The sequence below is a fragment of the Nonomuraea sp. NPDC048826 genome, assembly GCF_043198225.1.
Lineage (GTDB): Bacteria > Actinomycetota > Actinomycetes > Streptosporangiales > Streptosporangiaceae > Nonomuraea.
Genome location: NZ_JBICUQ010000008.1, coordinates 251,247 through 269,088 on the forward strand (window position 1 = coordinate 251,247; position 17,842 = coordinate 269,088).

Annotated in this window: 17 protein-coding genes; 11 read left to right on the forward strand and 6 right to left on the reverse strand. The window is 72.6% G+C overall.

The window, feature by feature from the left end:
• Nucleotides 1–7: 7 nt before the first annotated feature.
• Nucleotides 8–1,447 (reverse strand): glycosyltransferase family 39 protein, encoded by a 1,440-nt coding sequence (locus tag ACGFI7_RS28820; protein ID WP_393409907.1) that lies wholly within the window; start codon nucleotides 1,445–1,447, stop codon nucleotides 8–10.
• 228 nt (nucleotides 1,448–1,675) lie between these two features.
• On the opposite strand from ACGFI7_RS28820, the gene ACGFI7_RS28825 reads away from it, so the two are divergent.
• From ACGFI7_RS28825 to thyX, 3 genes are all read left to right on the forward strand, one after another.
• Complete coding sequence (locus tag ACGFI7_RS28825; protein WP_393409908.1) at nucleotides 1,676–3,802, forward strand: anthranilate synthase component I; 2,127 nt, start codon at nucleotides 1,676–1,678, stop codon at nucleotides 3,800–3,802.
• 50 nt (nucleotides 3,803–3,852) lie between these two features.
• Complete coding sequence (locus tag ACGFI7_RS28830) at nucleotides 3,853–5,004, forward strand: amidohydrolase family protein (RefSeq protein ID WP_393409910.1); 1,152 nt, start codon at nucleotides 3,853–3,855, stop codon at nucleotides 5,002–5,004.
• A gap of 94 nt (nucleotides 5,005–5,098) precedes the next feature.
• On the forward strand, nucleotides 5,099–5,827 hold the full coding sequence (gene thyX, locus ACGFI7_RS28835) for an FAD-dependent thymidylate synthase (RefSeq protein ID WP_393409912.1): 729 nt from the start codon (nucleotides 5,099–5,101) through the stop codon (nucleotides 5,825–5,827).
• Nucleotides 5,828–5,836: 9 nt separating this feature from the next.
• On the opposite strand, the gene ACGFI7_RS28840 is transcribed toward thyX, so the two are convergent.
• Together ACGFI7_RS28840 and ACGFI7_RS28845 are read right to left on the reverse strand one after the other, a co-directional pair.
• Nucleotides 5,837–6,145, reverse strand: coding sequence for a molybdopterin synthase sulfur carrier subunit (locus ACGFI7_RS28840; protein ID WP_393409913.1), 309 nt, complete (start codon nucleotides 6,143–6,145; stop codon nucleotides 5,837–5,839).
• Nucleotides 6,146–6,148: 3 nt separating this feature from the next.
• Nucleotides 6,149–7,228, reverse strand: coding sequence for a WD40/YVTN/BNR-like repeat-containing protein (locus ACGFI7_RS28845; protein WP_393409914.1), 1,080 nt, complete (start codon nucleotides 7,226–7,228; stop codon nucleotides 6,149–6,151).
• Between the two features lie 172 nt (nucleotides 7,229–7,400).
• Between ACGFI7_RS28845 and ACGFI7_RS28850 the strand changes: the two genes are divergently transcribed.
• The gene (locus ACGFI7_RS28850) at nucleotides 7,401–8,153 is read left to right on the forward strand and encodes a helix-turn-helix domain-containing protein (protein ID WP_393409916.1); all 753 of its coding nucleotides are present in this window, start codon (nucleotides 7,401–7,403) and stop codon (nucleotides 8,151–8,153) included.
• Here ACGFI7_RS28850 and ACGFI7_RS28855 read toward each other — a convergent pair whose 3' ends face one another.
• Nucleotides 8,154–9,272 carry a globin domain-containing protein gene (locus ACGFI7_RS28855; RefSeq protein WP_393409917.1) on the reverse strand — a complete coding sequence of 373 codons (1,119 nt, stop codon included), beginning with the start codon at nucleotides 9,270–9,272 and terminating at the stop codon, nucleotides 8,154–8,156. It lies immediately after the preceding gene.
• Nucleotides 9,273–9,684: 412 nt separating this feature from the next.
• On the opposite strand from ACGFI7_RS28855, the gene ACGFI7_RS28860 reads away from it, so the two are divergent.
• The 3 genes from ACGFI7_RS28860 to ACGFI7_RS28870 are packed head-to-tail and all read left to right on the forward strand — an operon-like array spanning nucleotide 9,685 to nucleotide 12,134.
• Nucleotides 9,685–10,434, forward strand: coding sequence for a gamma-glutamyl-gamma-aminobutyrate hydrolase family protein (locus tag ACGFI7_RS28860; protein ID WP_393409918.1), 750 nt, complete (start codon nucleotides 9,685–9,687; stop codon nucleotides 10,432–10,434).
• A gap of 9 nt (nucleotides 10,435–10,443) precedes the next feature.
• Nucleotides 10,444–11,358 (forward strand): alpha/beta hydrolase, encoded by a 915-nt coding sequence (locus ACGFI7_RS28865; RefSeq protein ID WP_393409920.1) that lies wholly within the window; start codon nucleotides 10,444–10,446, stop codon nucleotides 11,356–11,358.
• Nucleotides 11,355–12,134: an enoyl-CoA hydratase/isomerase family protein gene (locus tag ACGFI7_RS28870; protein WP_393409921.1), complete on the forward strand. Its 780-nt coding sequence runs from the start codon at nucleotides 11,355–11,357 to the stop codon at nucleotides 12,132–12,134. Before ACGFI7_RS28865 ends, ACGFI7_RS28870 begins: the two co-directional genes overlap by 4 nt.
• A gap of 146 nt (nucleotides 12,135–12,280) precedes the next feature.
• Here ACGFI7_RS28870 and ACGFI7_RS28875 read toward each other — a convergent pair whose 3' ends face one another.
• Nucleotides 12,281–13,462 carry an acyl-CoA dehydrogenase family protein gene (locus tag ACGFI7_RS28875; RefSeq protein ID WP_393409923.1) on the reverse strand — a complete coding sequence of 394 codons (1,182 nt, stop codon included), beginning with the start codon at nucleotides 13,460–13,462 and terminating at the stop codon, nucleotides 12,281–12,283.
• Nucleotides 13,462–14,079: a class I SAM-dependent methyltransferase gene (locus ACGFI7_RS28880; protein WP_393409924.1), complete on the reverse strand. Its 618-nt coding sequence runs from the start codon at nucleotides 14,077–14,079 to the stop codon at nucleotides 13,462–13,464. Before ACGFI7_RS28880 ends, ACGFI7_RS28875 begins: the two co-directional genes overlap by 1 nt.
• 129 nt (nucleotides 14,080–14,208) lie before the next feature.
• On the opposite strand from ACGFI7_RS28880, the gene ACGFI7_RS28885 reads away from it, so the two are divergent.
• The 4 genes from ACGFI7_RS28885 to ACGFI7_RS28900 are packed head-to-tail and all read left to right on the forward strand — an operon-like array spanning nucleotide 14,209 to nucleotide 17,587.
• A complete protein-coding gene (locus ACGFI7_RS28885) occupies nucleotides 14,209–15,810 on the forward strand; it encodes a sensor histidine kinase (RefSeq protein WP_393409926.1) in 1,602 nt (533 codons plus the stop codon).
• Nucleotides 15,807–16,502 (forward strand): response regulator, encoded by a 696-nt coding sequence (locus ACGFI7_RS28890; protein WP_393409928.1) that lies wholly within the window; start codon nucleotides 15,807–15,809, stop codon nucleotides 16,500–16,502. Before ACGFI7_RS28885 ends, ACGFI7_RS28890 begins: the two co-directional genes overlap by 4 nt.
• A gap of 55 nt (nucleotides 16,503–16,557) precedes the next feature.
• Nucleotides 16,558–16,983, forward strand: a complete 426-nt coding sequence (locus ACGFI7_RS28895) for a hypothetical protein (RefSeq protein ID WP_393409929.1) — start codon at nucleotides 16,558–16,560, stop codon at nucleotides 16,981–16,983.
• A 10-nt stretch (nucleotides 16,984–16,993) separates the two neighbouring features.
• Nucleotides 16,994–17,587 carry a phosphoribosylanthranilate isomerase gene (locus ACGFI7_RS28900; protein ID WP_393409930.1) on the forward strand — a complete coding sequence of 198 codons (594 nt, stop codon included), beginning with the start codon at nucleotides 16,994–16,996 and terminating at the stop codon, nucleotides 17,585–17,587.
• Nucleotides 17,588–17,842 lie beyond the last annotated feature (255 nt).

The following is a 17,842-nucleotide window of genomic DNA, read 5'->3' on the forward strand; positions in this document are numbered from 1 at the left end:
AATGTGGTCAGTTGAAATGTTGCCAGCGGTCCCAGACGGCGCTCCACGGCTGCCGCAGCCCCCGGCACAGGAACACCGGCATGCCCTGCTCCTCGTTGTCCACGCCCACCCCGTTGTCGACCCTGGCCCGTTCCTCACAGGAGGAGAACTGCTGGTCGCGACCGGCCCGGCCGACGTTCACCATGATCGCCGGGTCCCCGTCGTCCGGCGGCGGCCCGTACTCCCAGAGCTGGTTGTGGCCCGAGTAGACGCGCGTCAGACCCGCCTGCACGAGCGAGCCGTGCTCGCCGTAGCTTCCGGTGACCACGACGGCGCGCGCCCGCTCCTCCGGCGGCAGCGTGTCGAGCACCCCTGTCACGGCCGCGTTGAACGCCGGCCAGCCGACCGACTCGCGCGCCACCTCGTTGATCAGCGGCACCGGGGTGCTCGCCAGCAGGGTCAGCGGCACCAGGGGCAGCGCGATCAGCGCGTTGCCGAGCCCGTTCGCGGCCAGCGACCAGCTCGCTGACTTGACCTTGTCGCGCCCGGCCGACTCGGCGGCCACGCAGCCCGCCGCGAACAGCAGCGGGATCAGGCCCCCCGTGTAGTCGAACCGGCCGCCGCTGACCAGCGTCAGCACCGCGGCCGCCGGATAGGCGACGGCCAGCGCCCGCACCCGCCGGTCACGCCACAGCCGCACGAACCCGAAGGCGCCGATCACCGCCACCACCGGCCCGAACAGCAGGAACTGCATCGGCACGAACAGCAGCCGCATGGTGCCGCCCTCGTCCTCGCTCAGCCCGGCCGCCATCTTCAGCTGCGGCCAGTCGTGGGTGAGCTGATAGATCAGGTTGGGCACCGCCAGCACGGCGGCGACCAGCGCCCCCGCCCACAGCCACCGGCTCAGCAGCAGCCGCCGCGGCCCCGCCACGAGCACCCCCGCCGCCAGCGCCAGCACCAGCATGGCGATCAGGAGCTTGTTGTACGTGGCCGCGCCGATCACCGCGCCGGCCGCGAGCCACCACCGCTCGTCGCGCAGCAGCGCCCTCAGCACGAACAGGATGGCCGCCGTCCAGAGCGGCAGGTCGAAGCTCACGGTCAGCAGCGTGTGACCGCCGATCAGCGGGTAGGCGCCCGTCGCGGTGCCCGCCGCGGTCAGCGTCTGCGCGACGCCGCCCCCGCCCAGCTCCCGGGCGATCAGCGCCGCCAGCACCACCAGCAGCCCCGCCGCGAGTGCCGGCAGCACCCGCAGCGCGGTCGGCGAGTCGCCGAACACCGCCATCGACATCCTGGCGGCCAGCGGCGTGAACGGCGGCTGGTCCACGTAGCCCCAGGCGGGATAGTCGGCCAGCGTCCGGAAGTACAGCTCGTCACGGTGGTAGCCGTAACGGGGACTCAACGCCAGCAGCACGGTGACGAGGAGGCCGGAGACGGCCGCGACCGGCCGCCAGGCGAGGGGGGTGTCCATGAGATCCCAACCTATGCGCCGAAGATCCCCCTCGCCATGTGCGCGCCGCGTTGCGCGATCTTGACAGGCGGGAGTAGCCTTCTCCCATGCGACATCATTCCTCGCTTCAGTGGTGGCGCCGCTCCTAGGCGGCGCGATGATCTCGCATACCTGAAGGCCGCCCCGGTTCGGCGGCCTTTGTTGTGTTCGCCCCGGGGCTCGTTGACCTAAGTGGGCGAAGGGGCAGCAGTGGAGACGAGCGGATATACCACCGCCAAGGGCATCGGCGTCGAGCTCGAGGTGCGCGCGGTGTCCGAGGACGCGCTCGAAGAGATCGTGACGTCCCTGGGGGAGCGGCGCGGCGGCGCGTTCTCGTCGGGGATGGACTACCCGGGCCGTTACAGCCGATGGGCGTTCGGCTACGTCGACCCCTGTCTGGAGCTGGTCGCCAAGGGCCGCACCATCTCGGCCAGGGCGCTGAACGAGCGTGGCCGCGTGGTGCTGCCGGCCGTCGCCTCCTGCCTGCTGGCCGCGGGCAAGCCGATCGGTGAGCCGACCGCCGACTTCGTGCAGGTGCACGTCCCGGAGTCGGAGGACCTGCTGCCCGAGGAGATGCGCAGCCGCCGGCCCACCGTCTTCACCGCCATCCGCGAGGTCATCGCCGCCTTCAAGGGCGACGACCCGCACCTCGGCCTCTACGGCGCGTTCGGCTACGACCTGGCCTTCCAGTTCGAGCCGATCAAGCACCGGCTCGACCGCCCGGCCGACCAGCGCGATCTCGTGCTCCACCTGCCCGACCGGCTCGTCGTCATCGACCGGCAGCGCGAGACCTGCTTCGAGCGCCGCTACGAGTTCACCGTCGACGGCCGCGGCACGCGCGGCCTGGAGCGCACCGGGGAGTCCCGCCCGCCGGTCGCCCCCGCCGAGGTGCCGCCCAACCCGCCGCGGGGCCAGTACGCCGAGGTCGTGGCCGCCGCCAAGGAGCGGTTCAAGCGCGGCGACCTGTTCGAGGTGGTGCCCGGCCAGGTCTTCCACGCCACCTGCCCCGACCCGGCCGGCTTCTACCGCGGGCTGCGCAAGAGCAACCCCGCCCCGTACGAGTTCATCATCAGCCTCGGCGAGGGCGAGCACCTCGTCGGCGCCTCGCCCGAGATGTACGTGCGCGTCACCGGCGACCGGGTCGAGACCTGCCCGATCTCCGGCACCATCGCCCGCGGGGCCGACCCGGTCGGCGACGCCGAGGCCATCCGCACCCTCCTGTCCAGCGTCAAGGAGGAGTCGGAGCTGACCATGTGCACCGACGTCGACCGCAACGACAAGTCGCGGATCTGCGTCCCGGGCAGCGTCAAGGTCATCGGCCGCCGCCAGATCGAGCTCTACTCGCGGCTCATCCACACCGTCGACCACATCGAGGGCCGGCTGCGGCCCGAGTTCGACGCGCTGGACGCCTTCCTCACCCACATGTGGGCCGTCACCGTCACCGGCGCGCCCAAGACCTGGGCCATGCAGTTCATCGAGGACCACGAGGCCACCACCCGCCGCTGGTACGGCGGCGCCATCGGGTTCATCGGCTTCGACGGCTCCATGAACACCGGCCTGACCCTGCGCACCGCCCAGATCAAGGACGGCCTGGCCACCGTGCGGGCCGGCGCCACGCTGCTGTTCGACTCCGACCCCGAGGCCGAGGAGCGCGAGACCGAGCTCAAGGCCAGCGCCCTGCTCGGCGCGCTGGCCACGGTCGGCACGCCCGAGGCCGTGACGGCGACCGCGCCCAGGGAGCAGCCGGGGCTGGGCCTGAAGGTGCTGCTCGTCGACCACGAGGACTCCTTCGTCAACACCCTCGCCGACTACTTCCGCCAGGAGGGCGCCGACGTGGTGACGCTGCGCCACGGCTTTCCCACGGCGATGATCGACGAGATCGGCCCCGACCTGGTCGTGCTCTCGCCCGGCCCCGGCTGGCCCTCCGACTTCGGCATGACCGCGCTCCTCGACCGGATCTACGCCCGCGACCTGCCGGTGTTCGGCGTCTGCCTGGGCCTGCAGGCGATGGTCGAGCACGCCGGCGGCAGCCTCGAACTGCTCGACTACCCCGAGCACGGCAAGCGCGGCCAGGTCTCCCGGCTCGGCGGCAGCGCGCTGCTCGACGGGCTGCCGGAGGAGTTCACCGCCGCCCGCTACCACTCGCTGCACGCCAAGCGGCCCGGCGTGGTCGGCTTCACCCCGACCGCCGTCACCCCCGACGGGAACGTGATGGCCATCGAGGACCCCGACCGGCGCCGGTTCGCCGTGCAGTTCCACCCCGAGTCGATCCTCACCGCCGAGGGCGGCGCGGGCGCCAGGGTCATCCGGAACGTGCTGCGGTTGTGCCGCCGGTGACTCGGTAAAACGTCCACGGGGGCGTGCGGGGACCGCCTAGAGTCTCCCGCATGCTCCCCGTAGACCTGCCCGACACGGTGCGTGACGCCCTGCTGGCCCCGCTGGTCGACCACGCCTGTCACGGGGTGCGCCGCGACGACCTGACCCGCGGGCGCTTCGAGCTGCTGATCAGCGAGGGCGGCAGCCCGGCCCCGCCCGGCACCACCCACTTCGACACCCCGCTCGGCGCGGCCGTGCGGCGCTGGTGCGCGCCCGTCCTGGGCCTGGACCCGCACGTGCCCCCGTCGGTCTACCTGTCGCGCCGGGCCGAGCTGGGCGCCGCCGAGGCCAACCGGCTCCTGCTGCGGGCCGCGGGCGTGTCGGCGCTCCTCGTCGACACCGGCCCCGAGGGCGCGGAGCTGCTCACGGCGGCCGAGATGGGCCGCGACGGCGGGGCCGCCGCCGACGAGGTCGTCAGGATCGAGCAGATCGAGCAGGACGTGGCCGAGCTGGCGTCCGGCGGCACCGCCTTCGACTACCTCGCCGCCCTCGGCGACGAGCTGGCCGCCCGCGCCGCCCGCGCGGTCGCGCTGAAGACGGTGGTGTCCGGGCTCGTCGGGCTCGACGTCGACGCCGCCAGGCCGAGCCGGGGCGCCGTGCTCGCCGCCGCCAACCGCCGGCTCGCCGACCCCAAGCAGCCGCTCACCGAGCCGGTGCTGGCCCTGCACCTGCTCTGGGCCGCCGCCGACGTGGCCAGGGAACGCGGTCTGCCCCTGCAGGCGCAGACCGGGATGGGGGGATGCCACGCCGGGCTGCACCTCGCCGACCCGTCCCTGCTCACCGGCTTCGTCCGGGCGCTGCAGCCGGCCGGGGTGCCGGTGGTCCTGCTCACTTGCTACCCCCACCAGCGCCAGGCCGCCTATCTGGCGCACGCCTTCCCGCACGTGTACGCGGACGTCGGGCTCGCCCTGGCCCACACCGCCGCGGGCGCGTCCCGGGTGCTGGCCGAGCTGCTGGAGCTGGCGCCGTTCCACAAGCAGCTGTACGGCTCCGGCTGCCGCGAGCTGGCCGAGACGTGTCATCTCGGGGCGGTCTACTTCCGGCGCGCGCTCGGCTCGGCGATCAAGGAGCGGCTGGACGCGGGGGAGTGGAGCGCCGCAGACGCGGCCAGGATCGCCCACATGATCGGCGCGGGCAACGCCCGCCGCGTGTACCGGCTGTGAGCCGGCGCAGGGCCACATGCAGGGGTCCGGACCGGCCCGTACCTGTGATTTGCTTGGGTGCCGTCACCACTCCACTGATGCGACCGGGGGAACCATGGGCAGAGTCGAAGCCGAGATCAAGTTCCGCAGCGACATGGACGTGGAGCTCGTCAAGTCCGCCGCCTCCGACGCCGACGTGCTCTGGGCGGCCCGGGTCTCCACCAAGGGCGAGAGCTCCCTGGCCGAGCTCGAAGCCGACCCCGAGCGCTCCAAGGGCCTCATCAACTACCTGATGCGCGACCGGCACGGCACCCCGTTCGAGCACTCGTCCATGACCTTCTACGTGAGCGCGCCGATCTTCGTCTTCCGCGAGTTCATGCGCCACCGCACCTTCTCCTACAACGAGGAGTCGGGCCGATACCGCCAGCTCGTGCCGGTCTTCTACGTGCCCGGCCCCGACCGTGACCTGGTGCAGGAAGGCAAGCCGGGCAAGTACGTCTTCAAGCCCGGCACCCCCGAGCAGCACGACCTGGTGACCGAGGCGACGACGGAGAGCTACCGGCAGGCCTACCGCGCCTACCTGGAGATGCTGGAGGCCGGAGTCGCGAGGGAGGTCGCCCGGACGGTCCTGCCCGTCGGGCTCTACTCCTCGATGTACGCCACCTGCAACGCCCGCGCCCTGATGAACTTCCTCTCCCTCCGGGTCAAGCGCGACGACTCCACCTTCCCGTCCTTCCCGCAGCGCGAGATCGAGATGGTGGCCGAGAAGATGGAGGCGCTCTGGGCCGGCCTCATGCCGCTCACCCACGCGGCCTTCGAGGCCAACGGCCGCGTCTGCCCCTGAGGTCGCGCGTCAGGCCAGGGCGGGCATGACGTACACCTCGGCGCCCGGGGGGAGCGCGCAGTCGAGACTGGCGAGGCCCCGGGCGTTCTCGCCGCACACGATCATGTTGATGTGGCGCCGGATCCGGCCGTACTCGTCCCTGATCCGTTCCTCCAGCAGCGGGTGGGTGCGGCGCAGCACGTCGAGCGCCGCGCCCAGGGTGGGCGGCGAGTCGCGGTCGGTCCCGACCGCGAACACCTTCACTTCCGTACGGCCGCTCACCCACCTGCGCAGGGCGGCGGGGAGCACGAACACGACCAGCATCACCGGACGGGCCATGGCTCAGAGCACCGCCGCCCGCACCGTCAGCACGTCGGGCAGGTGGGCGGCCACCGTCGACCACGTCTCGCCCTCGTCGGCCGACCAGTGGACCTCGCCGTCGCGGGTGCCGAAGAACAGGCCCGCCTCCGAGGCCGTCATCGCGTCGCGCAGCACGCTCGCGTACACCGGCCCCTCCGGCAGCCCGCTCCCCAGCGGCGTCCACGACGCGCCCGCGTCGGCGCTGCGGTAGACGCGGTAGCGGTGGCCGACCGGGGTGCGGTCCATGTCGGCGTGAAGCGGCAGCACGTACAGCGTGTCCGGCCGCGACGGGTGGGTGACGACGGGGAAGCCGAAGTCGGAGGGGAGCTCCGATCCGATGTCGTGCCAGGAGCCGCCGAAGTCGTCGCTGCGGTAGACGCCGAAGTGGTGCTGCAGGAACAGCCGGTCGGGCCGGCCGGGGTCCATCGCGACCTTGTGCACGCACTGGCCGAACTCCGGATACTGCTGCCCCTCCGGCAGGAACGGGGCCCGGATGCCCTGGTTGGCCGCCTCCCACGACAGGCCGCCGTCCGAGGTGCGGTAGAAGCCGCCGGTGGAGATCGCCACCCCCATCACGCGCGGGTCGGCCGGGTGCGGGATGATCGTGTGCAGGCACAGCCCGCCGCCGCCCGGCTGCCACTGCGGCCGGTGCGGGTGCTCCCACAGCCCTTCGACCAGGGTGTAGGTGACGCCGCCGTCTTCTGACCTGAACAGGGCCCCCGGCTCGGTGCCGGCCCACACCACGCCGGGCTCCGACGGCGACGGCACGAGCTGCCACACGCGGGTGAGCGTGGCCTCCGTCTTCTCGGGGAAGGCGATCGGCGCCCGGTCGGCCTCCTGCCAGGTCGCGCCGAGGTCGTCGGAGTACATGACCGAGGGGCCGAAGTGGCCGTACTCGATCCCGGCCAGCAGGCGGGGGGACGGGCCGCGGGTGTCGATCGCCACGGAGTGGACCCCGACGGTGGAGAACTGGATCGGCTCGACGTGGAACGCCCCTCCGCCGGAGGAACGGGCGAGGAACAGGCCCTTGCGGGTGCCGATCGCGAGCATCGCGTCTGTCATGGCATCGCTCCCATCGTCGCTTGCGGCCATCGTGCCACGCGCATGGGCGGCCCGCCGAGTACTGGGCGATTTGCCGCGCGATTACCTCATGGGTAATCGTGTCCCTTCCCTGAATGTCACTAATCTTCGGGATATGGGAGCTGTGGCCGTACAAGAAGAGAATTTCGGTGATTTGCTGCGAGGGTGGCGGCAACGACGCCGGATCAGTCAGCTCGACCTGGCGATCGAGGCGGACGTCTCCGCCCGGCACATCAGCTTCCTGGAGACCGGGCGCGCCCGGCCCAGCCGGGAGATGGTGATGAAGCTGGCCGAGGAGCTGGAGGTGCCGCTGCGGCACCGCAACCGGCTGCTGGTCGCGGCCGGGTTCGCGCCGGTGTTCGCCGAGCGGGAGGTGCGCGCCCCGGAGATGGGCGTGGTGCGCCAGGCGCTCGACACAATCCTGGCCGGGCACGAGCCGTACCCGGCGCTGGTGGTGGACGCCTCCTGGAACCTGGTGGCGGCCAACCCGGCGGCCGGGATGTTCATGGCGGGGGTGCCGGAGGAGCTGCTGCGCGAGCCGGTCAACGTGATGCGGCTGTCGCTGCACCCGGAGGCGATGGGCGGGCGGCTGCTGAACCTGGCCGAGGTCCGGGCCCACCTGCTGCACCGGCTGCGCAGGCAGGCCGAGATGTCCGGGAACGGGCGGCTGACCGAGCTGCACGACGAGCTGGCCGGCTACCGGTATCCGGGCGTGGACCTGAACGTGGCGCACGTGCCCGGCCCCGGCGACATCCTGCTGCCGCTGCGGATCAGGCACGGCGACCGCGTGCTGTCCATGTTCACCACGATCGCCACCTTCGGCACCCCCGTCGAGGTGACGGCCTCGGAGCTGGCCATCGAGACGTTCTGGCCCGCCGACGAGGAGACCGCCGCGGCGTTCCGCTGATCAGGGCTCGCCGTGCAGCACGTCCCGGTGGATGCGCGCCGGCGGCACCCCGTCGGCCTGCAGGTTGCGTACGGTCTCGGTGACCATCGAGGGCGGGCCGCACACGTACACCTCGTGCTCGGTCCAGGAGTGGAAACGGCGGGTCACGTCCGGCAGGCGGCCGCGCATCCCCTCGTAGCCGGGCTCGTCCGACACCACGGGCAGCACCCGCAGCCACGGGAACGCCGACTCCATCCGGATCAGGTCCGGCAGGTCGTACAGCTCGGCCGAGGTGCGCGCCCCGTACAGCAGGTGCATGGTGGGCCGGCGGCCGGAGTCGATCACCTGCTCGATGATCGCCTTGAGCGGCGCGAGCCCGGTGCCGCCGGCCACGAACAGCATGTCCCTGACGCTGCGCGCGGGCGCGGCCATGGTGCCCATCGGCGGCCCCAGCATGAGGGTGTCGCCGATGCGGGTGTCGCGGATGAGCGTGGTGGACACCCAGCCGCCGGGCACCGACCGCACGTGCAGCCGGATCGTGTTGTCCGGCCGCGGCGCGTTCGCGATCGAGTACGTCCGCCACACCCTCGGCCAGCGCGCGGTCTGCACGTTGACGTACTGGCCGGGCGTGTACGGCAGCCGCTGCGTGGGGCGCAGGGTGAGGACCGCGATGTCGTCGTGACGGCGCTCGTGGTCGGTGACCTCCGCCAGCCACCAGGCGGGGGAGACGCCGGCGTCGGCCTCGGCCGACTCGATCATCAGGTTGGCGGCGGCCGTGTAGGCCGACACCCACGCGGCCTCGATCTCGGCGTTCCAGATGTCGGCGGCGAAGCGCCTGACGGTGGCGAGCAGGGCGCTGCCGATGGCCGTGTAGTGCTCGGCGACCACTCCGTACTTGCGATGGTCCCTCCCCAGCTGGCTCAGGAACGAGCGCATGCTCTCCGGGCTGTCGACGCTCCACGCGATGCGGGTCAGCGCGCTGAAGAGCCGGTCGCGCTGCGCGTCCATGGCCGGCGGGAACATCCCGCGAAGGTGCGGGTTCTCCGCGAACAGCCTGCCGTAGAAGTAGGCGGCCGCCTTGTCGGCCACCGGCTCGATGATGGAGAAACTCTCCTTGACCAGGCGCGGATTCAATGTCATATACCCAACCCGTCCTATTGACCGGAAAACAATTCCGGTCGTGTCGTCCCACCTCCCTGACGGCTCCGGGTGACGAGCGTCCGGCCTGCCCCGGCACGTCCGAGCGCTCGAAATCAGTGTTACATCGCCTCCGTGGCCTCACAACCGATTCGCCCGATGAGGTGCAGATCTGAACTATCAGTAACGGTCATGTTATTTTCCGCACCTATCCGGAATGGCATTGAGCGGTGAATGTGAGAAGGAATCTCATTCGTCTTTTGTGGTGAAATTTCGGGAGCCGGGCGGTCCGTACCCCCGCCGCCGCCCCCTCGGCCCCCGCCCCGGACCCGGACGGCGGGCTCCAGACGGGCAGCCGCCAGGAGACTTGTGGGACAAGCGACATAACCGAAATGGTGTGCGCCATGATGGGCATGTGCCTGCGCCCCAGGCCGCCCCGCACAACGCTCCCCTGGAGATCGCCATGTCCCGACCGTTGATAGGCGTCACCGCCTACTTCGAAGCCGCCCGATGGGATGACTACGTGCGGGAGGCCGTGCTCTCCCCACCCGCCTACGCCAGAGCGATCGACCGGGCGGGCGGCGCCCCGGTCGTGCTGCCGCCGATCAACGGCCACGCCATCGCCGACTACGTGCGCGGGCTGAGCGGCATCGTGCTGACCGGCGGCACCGGGGTGGGCGCGGCGGCCTACGGCGACGAGCAGGACCCGCGCGCGGGCGAGCCGCAGCCGCACCGCGACCGGTTCGAGCTGGCGCTGGCCCGGGCCGCCGTGCAGGCCGACCTGCCCATCCTGGGCATCGCCCGCGGCATGCACGTGCTCAACGTGGCCCAGGGCGGCAGCCTGATCCCGTGGCTGCCCGAGATGCTGGAGAGCGAGCGGCACAACGAGCCGGGCGCCCCGCACCGCATCCAGGTGAGCGTGTCCAGCAAGCTCGGCAAGGCCGTCGGCGACCACGTGGAGGCCGTCGCCCCGCACACCCAGTCGGTGCGCCGGCTCGGCACCGGGCTGCTGGCCGTGGCCTGGGCCGACGACCAGATCGTGGAGGGCATCGAGCTGCAGGGCCACCGGTTCGGCGTGGGCGTGCAGTGGCACCCGGAGCGGGAGACCGGAGACGGCGTGACGGGCCACGGCTTGTTCGATGCGCTCGTGGAGGCGGCCCGCTAGGCTTCGATCATGTCGCTGCATCCCCAGGCACGCGCGTACGTCGCCGCCTACCCGTCGGACCTGGGCGTCGACCCGGAGACGCTCGACCTGGAGCGGATCCGCGAGATGCGCGCCGTCGACGGCCTGGCCGCCCAGCGCGGGCCTCTCACGCAGCTGCCCTCGGTCCGCGACGAGACGGCCGAGGGCGTGCCCATCCGGATCTACCGGGCCGACCGGGGCGACGCCCCGCTGCCCGTCCTGGTCTACTTCCACGGCGGCGGGTTCGTCTTCGGCAGCGTCAAGCGCAACGACGCGCTCGGCCGCGACCTGGCCATCCGCACCGGCGCCGTGGTCGTCTCGGTCGACTACCGGCTCGCCCCCGAGCACCCGTTCCCGGCCGCCGCCGACGACGCCTGGACCGTCGTGCGCGACGTGTTCGCCCGGCCCGCCTTCTACCAGTGCGACGGCAAGGTCGCGGTGATCGGCGACAGCGCCGGGGGCAACCTCGCCGCGGTGGCCGCCTGGCAGGCCCGCGACGCCGGGCTGAGCCTGGCCCACCAGGTGCTGGTCTACCCGGTGCTCGACGCCCGGATGGACACCCCGAGCTACCGCGAGTTCGCCCGCGGCCACGGCCTGGACGCCGCGGAGATGGCCTGGTTCCTGCGCCAGTACGCCGGCGGGGCCGACCCCGACGACCCGCGCCTGTCGCCGCTGCGGCTGGAGTCGCTCGCCGGGCTGCCGCCCGCCACCGTGCTGACCGCCGGCTGCGACGTGCTGCGCGACGAGGGCGAACGCTACGCCGCCCGGCTCGCCGAGGCCGGGGTGCCGGTCGACCTGCGCCGCTTCGACGGGGCCGTGCACAGCTTCTTCGGCCTGCCGCGCCTGTTCGACCAGGCGACCGAGGCCCGTGACCACATCGCCGCCCGGCTGAAGGAGGCGCTGTGACCTACGAGCGGCTTAAGACCGACACCCCCGCCGAAGGCGTGCTGCGGATCACCATCAGCGAGCCGCGCAGGCTCAACGCCGTCGACCGCGCCGGCCACCGCGAGCTGGCCGAGATCTGGCGCGACGTCGACCGCGACGACGCGGTCAGGGCCGTGGTCATCAGGGGCGAGGGCGAGGCGTTCTCCGCCGGCGGCGACCTGTCCATGATCGAGGAGATGACGCGCGACCACGACACCCGGCTGCGCGTCTTCGCCGAGGCCCGCGACATCGTCTACAACGTGCTCAACTGCGCCAAGCCGGTCGTCTCGGCCATCCAGGGCCCTGCCGTGGGCGCCGGGCTGGCCGTGGCCCTGCTCGCCGACATCTCCGTGGCCGGCCGCACCGCCCGGATCATCGACGGCCACACCCGGCTGGGCGTCGCCGCCGGCGACCACGCCGCCATCATCTGGCCGCTGCTGTGCGGCATGGCCAAGGCGAAGTACCACCTGCTGCTCTGCGAGCCCGTCACCGGCGAGCAGGCCGAGCGGATGGGCCTGGTCAGCCTGTGCGTCGACGACGACGCGGTGCACGAGACCGCCATGGACATCGCGGTCAAGCTCGCCGCCGGCTCGCAGGAGGCCATCCGGCTCACCAAGTACGCGCTCAACAACTGGCTGCGCCTGGCCGGGCCCGCGTTCGACGCCTCGCTGGCCATGGAGTTCCTCGGCTTCACCGGCCCCGACGTCGCCGAGGGCGTGCGGGCGCTGCGCGAGAAGCGCCCGCCCCGCTTCGCCTGAGAAGTGGTTTCGGTCCCGTGCCGCGGGTAGGCGCACAGGCATGGAACGCAAGGCCGGACCACACGGCGGGCCTGTCGGCCGGGGCCGAGAACGCCGCCTCGGGGGACGAAGCAGCGGCCCGCCGCGAGGTCACGGCCGGGGGGCGGTCAGAAGCCGCGAGGGAGGCCGAGCACCTGGGTCGCGAGGTAGTTGAGCAGAAGCTCCTCAGTCACGGGTGCCACCTTCCCGATCCGGGCGTCGGCGAGCAGGCGGGCCACCGGATACTCCAGGGAGTACGCCATGCCGCCGTGCGTCTGGAAGGCGGCGTCGGCGGCCTCCCAGGCGGCCTGGGAGGCGGTCAGCTTGGCGATGTTGGCCTCGGTGCCGCACGGCAGCTGCCGGTCGAACGACCAGGCCGCCTTGTAGAGCATCAGCCTGGCCAGCTCGATCTTCGCCTTGACCTGGGCGAGCGGGAAGGCCACCGCCTGGTTGGCGCCGATCGGCCGGCCGAACACCTCGCGCTCCTTGGCGTACTGCACGGCCACCCGCAGGGCCACCTCGGCGCCGCCCAGCGCGGAGGCCGCCAGCAGGATGCGCTCGGGGTTGAGGATGTCCCACAGCACGGCCGCGCCCTGGTCGACCTCGCCGACCACGTTCGCGGCAGGCACCCGCAGGTCGTCGATGAACACCATGTTGGACGGCGTCGTGTTGGCGCCCATCTTCGGGATCGGCTGGTACGACAGCCGCCCGGCGGCGACCGCCTCCGGCACGTTCACCAGGAACACCGTCAGCCCGTGGCTGCGCGGCCTGGCCTCCGACGCCGGGACCGTCCGGGTGACCAGGAGCATCCAGGTCGCCCGCTGCACACCGGTGATCCAGATCTTCTGCCCGTTGAGCACGAACTCGTCGCCGTCGCGGCGGGCCGATGTGGTGATCGCCAGCGCGTTGGAGCCCGCGTCCGGCTCGGTCAGCGCGAAGCACGTCTCCAGCTCGCCGGTGGCCAGCCTCGGCAGCAGCTCCTCCTGCTGCCACCCCTGGCCGTGCCGGGTCAGGGTCATGGCGCCGAACCCGGGCGTGAGCACGTACGTGAAAGCCGATCCGCCCGCCGCACCCGACGCCGAGATCGTCTCGGTCGCCACCGCGAGCTCCAGCAGCCCCTGCCCGCCGCCGCCGAACCGCTCCGGCACCGCCAGACCCAGCCACCCGCCCTTGCCCAGCTCCTGCCACACCTCTTCGGGCCAGCGCTTCTCGGCCTCACAGCGCTGCCAGTAGTCCAAGTCGTAACGGGAGCAGATGTCGGCGATGCCCCGCTGCACCGCGAGCGCGCTCTCCGGGAGAGTGAAATCCATCAAGCCATGGTAGAAGAAAGCTCTGTTCGCGGGCGAGGCCTGCGCGCATGGAAGACGAACGCCGGGGGAGCGTTACGCCACACCGTCCGCCCGGCCACCACCTCCTCGAACCGCTCGGTCAGCAGCGCCCGGAAGCGCCGCGCCCGGCTGAGCGGGATCGCGTGCACGTACGAGAAGGTCGTGAACGCGCCCGCGTGGCTCATCACCGACGTCACCGAGCCCATCAGCGCCAGCTGCAGCGCCTGCGGGAAAGCCGCCCACGGCAGGCCGCTCACCACCACGTCCGCCTGTCCCAGGTTGCGCTCGGCCAGCAGCTCGGGCAGCTTGGCCGCGTCGCCGTTCACCACGTCCACCGCGGGGAAGCGCTCCGCCAGCAGCGCCGACATCGCCTCGTTGAGCTCCACGGCCAGGTGATGGCCGCGACCGGCCAGCCTGCGCTGGATCTCCACAGTGAACGGGCCCGTCCCCGGCCCCAGCTCGACCACGGTCGGCTCGCCGCGCTCGGGCACCGGCGCGCAGACCGCGGCGGCGAGCCGTTGCGAGCTCGGCGCGAGCGCTCCTATGGTGCCCGGTGAACGCAGGAACTGCGCCAGGAACAGTGCGGTGTCGTTCGACATGGCTAGACCGTAGACGTGAAGATCGCGTCCGCGTCTCCCTCAAGGGGACGGAGATCCGGCCAGATGGAGGAGATACCATCCTCCGCCGGGAGGACTGTCCACGAGGCGCGGCTGGATACCTTGGGTGGCATGAGTTGGCGTTGGCGCGGTGTGCCGTTCGACCTGCTCCTCGCCGCCGCGGGCGTCAGCCTGGACCTGCTGATGTTCGGCCAGGCGCTGCAGGGGGAGCTTCCGCCGTCCTCCACGGTCGTCCCGCTGGCGTTGCTGGTCGGCGCGCCCCTGGGATTCGTGCGGCGGTGGCCGCTCGCGGTCGCGCTGTGGCTCGCGGCCGCCCTGGTCGTCACCGACCAGATCAGCGCCTACAGCTCCAACACCGCCCAGATGCTGCTGCTGGTCGCGGTCGCGGTCACCGCCTACCGGGAACGGCCGCGCGCCGTCGGGATGGTCATGGCCGCCACCGTGATCGCCACCGCGGTCAACCTGGTCGACCCCGGCATGACCCTGTCGTTCAGGATCGGCCTCTATTGCGCGGGCATCGCCGTCTTCCCGGTCGTGGTCGGCGGCTACCTGCGGGGTTCGGTGGGCGAGCTGGAACACCGTGACATCACGCCCGACGTGCTGCTCGCCGCGGGCGGCCTGGCCCACACCATGCTGAGCACCTGGACGAGCTGGCACGCCGGACCCCAGCCCGCCTGGGTGACCGGGGTGTTCGCGGTCGCCGCCGGGCTGTCGCTCGGCGTGGCCAGACGCCTGCCCGGCCTGGTCTTCCTGTTCCAGGGCATGCTGCTCGTCGCCGCCGACACCTACCTGCCCGACGTGGTCAACGCCAGCCTGGTGCTGGTCCTGATCGCGCTGGCCGTGTTCGCCATGCGGGTCGCCTCCTGGCTGTGGACCGCCCTCGCCTACCTGGCCACCTGCCTGCTGGCCGCGGTCGCCGTCGTCGGCCCCGGCACCGAGACCACCGTCTTCCGGGCCGCCATCGTCTGCGCCCTCGTCGTCACCCCGGTGGCGATCGGCCGCTACCTCGGGGTCAGGCAGGCCGCCGCCGCGGCCGAGCGGCTGCGCGTGCGCGAGTCCACCCGGCTCACCGTCGCCCAGATGCGCGCCGACCAGCTCGCCGAGCGCGAGCGCATCGCCCGCGACGTGCACGACATCGTCGCCCACCACGTCGGCGCCATGGTGCTGCGGGCCAGCGCCGCCCGCTACACCGCGCCCGACGGCCCGGTCGCCGACGCGCTCACCGACATCCGCGAGACCGGCCATCAGGTGCTGGAGGACCTGCGGGGCCTGATCGACCTGCTGCGCGACCCCGACCGGCAGTCCAACCTGCTCGCCGACCCCAACGACGTCATCCGCGAGTCCGCCGAGCGGATGACGGCCGCCGGCCTCGTGGTGGACCTCGAACTCGACCCGGACACCGACCACGCCCCGCTCGTGGCCCGCACCTCCGCGGCGCGCATCGTCCAGGAAGGCCTCACGAACGTGCTCAAACACGCAGGACCCGGCACCAAGGTCCGCGTCCGGGTCAGCGCCGACCGCGACGGGGTCGACGTCGAGATCCACAACGGCCGCCCGCCCACCACGATCGAGCGCCTGCCATCGTCCGGGCGCGGGCTCGCCGGCATGCGGGAACGGGTCCGGGCCCTCGGCGGGGCGCTCCACGCCGGGCCGGACGAGGAAGGCGGCTGGCTGCTCGCCGCCAACCTGCCGGCGGCCAGGGGCGTCTCGTGATCCGCGTCCTCATCGCCGACGACCAGGTCCTCGTCCGCGCGGGCGTGCGGATGCTGCTGCAGGCCAACAGCGACATGGAGGTGGTCGGCGAGGCCGACGACGGCGCCGAGGCCGTCCGGCTGGCCGAGCGCCACCTGCCCGACGTCATCCTCATGGACCTGCGCATGCCCAGGGTCGACGGGCTGGAGGCGATCAAACGGGTGCTCGCCGTCCGCCCGTCCACCCGCATCGTGGTGCTCACCACCTTCGCCGAGGACTCCAACGTCTACGCCGCACTCCGCGCCGGGGCCGTCGGCTTCCTGGTCAAGGACGACGAACCGGAACGCATGGTCGACGCCATCCGCCGCGCCCACGCCGGGGAGCAACTCCTCGCGCCGTCCGTGCTGCGCCGCGTCGTCGAACGCTTCCTCGACGCCGAGGAACAGATCGGCGGCGCCCCGCGCGGGCTCACCGAGCGCGAGATCGAGGTCCTCGCCCTGGTCGGCACCGGCCTGTCCAACGCCGAGATCGCCGAGGAGCTGCACGTCGGCGTCACCACCGTCAAGACCCACATCGCCGCCGCGATGGAGAAGCTCGGCCTGCGCAACCGGATCCAGGCGGCCGTGGTCGCGCACCGCAGCGGCCTCGTCGACGCGTCCTTCCGCCCCGTGCGTCCGCCGCGCGGCGGAGCACCGGGTAACCCGGCAGGCTGACGACCCCGGGCGGGCCCGGCGCGCATTCTTGGTCCTCGATCGAAAGGACCTGATTATGAGTGACACCGACCTCTTCCGGCGCCCGCCCGCCGAGACCCCCGCCAAGCCGGTCAGCAGCGGCCTGCTGTACGCGCTGCGCGTGTCGATCATCGCCCACGCGGCCGGGCTCGTCGTGGCCGGCTCGCTCGCCGGCCAGTCGGTCGCCACCGACGGGGCGATGGCCGAGTCCCACGTGATGGCCGGGCTCCTCGTCCACCTCGTCGGGCTGGTGCAGATCATCATCGCCGTGCTCGTCTGGCGGCCCGGCCGCGGCGCCGGCTGGCCCGCCCTGGCCAGCCTCGTGCTGTTCCTCGCCGGGATGGGCCAGCACTTCACCTGGATGATGCTCGGCGCCCACCTGCCGAACGGGATCCTCATGTTCGGGCTCACCACCGCGCTGGTCATCTGGTCGTGGTCGCCGGGGGCGTCCCGCCGCCGCTAATCTCGTTCGTGTGTACGTGAAGATCTGCGGCCTGACCGACCCCGGCCACGTGGCCGCCGCCGTCGAGGCCGGCGCCGACGCCATCGGCTTCGTGCTCACCAGCAGCTCACGCCGGATCACCCCCGAGCGGGCCGCCGAGCTGGCCGCCGGGGTGCCGCCGGAGGTGCTGACCGTGGGCGTCTTCCGCGGCGAGGACCCGGCGACGGTCCGGGCCGCGGCGCTCACGGCCGGCGTGCGCGCCATCCAGCTGCACGGCCGCCACCCGCACGGCGACTTCACCGCGCTCAAGGACCTCGACCTCACCCTGATCAGGGCCGTCGACGCCCAGGCCGACCTGCGGTGCGGTGCCCACGACGAGAGCCTGCTCATCGTCGACGCGCCCCGGGCGGGCTCCGGCGAGCCATGGGACTGGTCGGCCGTCCGCGGCCGTCCCACCGGGCGGTGGCTCCTCGCGGGCGGCCTGGCCCCGGCCAACGTCGCCGAGGCCGTCGCCGCCGCCCGGCCGTGGGGGGTGGACGTCTCCAGCGGCGTCGAGACCTCCCCGGGCGTCAAGGACCCGGCCCTGATCACCGCCTTCATCACCGCCGCCCGCGACGCGGCCTGACATGCCCACCCCACCCCCAACCCCGCCCCCCGCCCCAGAACCGGCCGCGACCCCCGCCCCCGCCCTGGACGCGGTCCCGGCGCTCGGCTCGGACGCGACCTCTGCCCCTGCGCTCGGCTCGGACGCGACCTCTGCCCCCGAGCTTGGCTCGGACGCGACCTCTGCCCCCGAGCTTGGCTCGGACGCGACCTCTGCCCCCGAGCTTGGCTCGGACGCGACCTCTGCCCCCGAGCTTGGCTCGGACGCGACCTCTGC

Bases quoted from the DNA above. Each gene is read 5' to 3' on its own strand.
- ACGFI7_RS28885 (WP_393409926.1), top strand. From the start codon at position 14,209: ATGAGTTGGCGTTGGCGCGGTGTGCCGTTCGACCTGCTCCTCGCCGCC.
- ACGFI7_RS28830 (WP_393409910.1), top strand. From the start codon at position 3,853: ATGCTCCCCGTAGACCTGCCCGACACGGTGCGTGACGCCCTGCTGGCC.
- ACGFI7_RS28865 (WP_393409920.1), top strand. From the start codon at position 10,444: ATGTCGCTGCATCCCCAGGCACGCGCGTACGTCGCCGCCTACCCGTCG.
- ACGFI7_RS28820 (WP_393409907.1), bottom strand. From the start codon at position 1,447: ATGGACACCCCCCTCGCCTGGCGGCCGGTCGCGGCCGTCTCCGGCCTC.
- ACGFI7_RS28855 (WP_393409917.1), bottom strand. From the start codon at position 9,272: ATGACATTGAATCCGCGCCTGGTCAAGGAGAGTTTCTCCATCATCGAG.
- ACGFI7_RS28895 (WP_393409929.1), top strand. From the start codon at position 16,558: ATGAGTGACACCGACCTCTTCCGGCGCCCGCCCGCCGAGACCCCCGCC.
- thyX (WP_393409912.1), top strand. From the start codon at position 5,099: ATGGGCAGAGTCGAAGCCGAGATCAAGTTCCGCAGCGACATGGACGTG.
- ACGFI7_RS28840 (WP_393409913.1), bottom strand. From the start codon at position 6,145: ATGGCCCGTCCGGTGATGCTGGTCGTGTTCGTGCTCCCCGCCGCCCTG.
- ACGFI7_RS28845 (WP_393409914.1), bottom strand. From the start codon at position 7,228: ATGACAGACGCGATGCTCGCGATCGGCACCCGCAAGGGCCTGTTCCTC.
- ACGFI7_RS28880 (WP_393409924.1), bottom strand. From the start codon at position 14,079: ATGTCGAACGACACCGCACTGTTCCTGGCGCAGTTCCTGCGTTCACCG.
- ACGFI7_RS28875 (WP_393409923.1), bottom strand. From the start codon at position 13,462: ATGGATTTCACTCTCCCGGAGAGCGCGCTCGCGGTGCAGCGGGGCATC.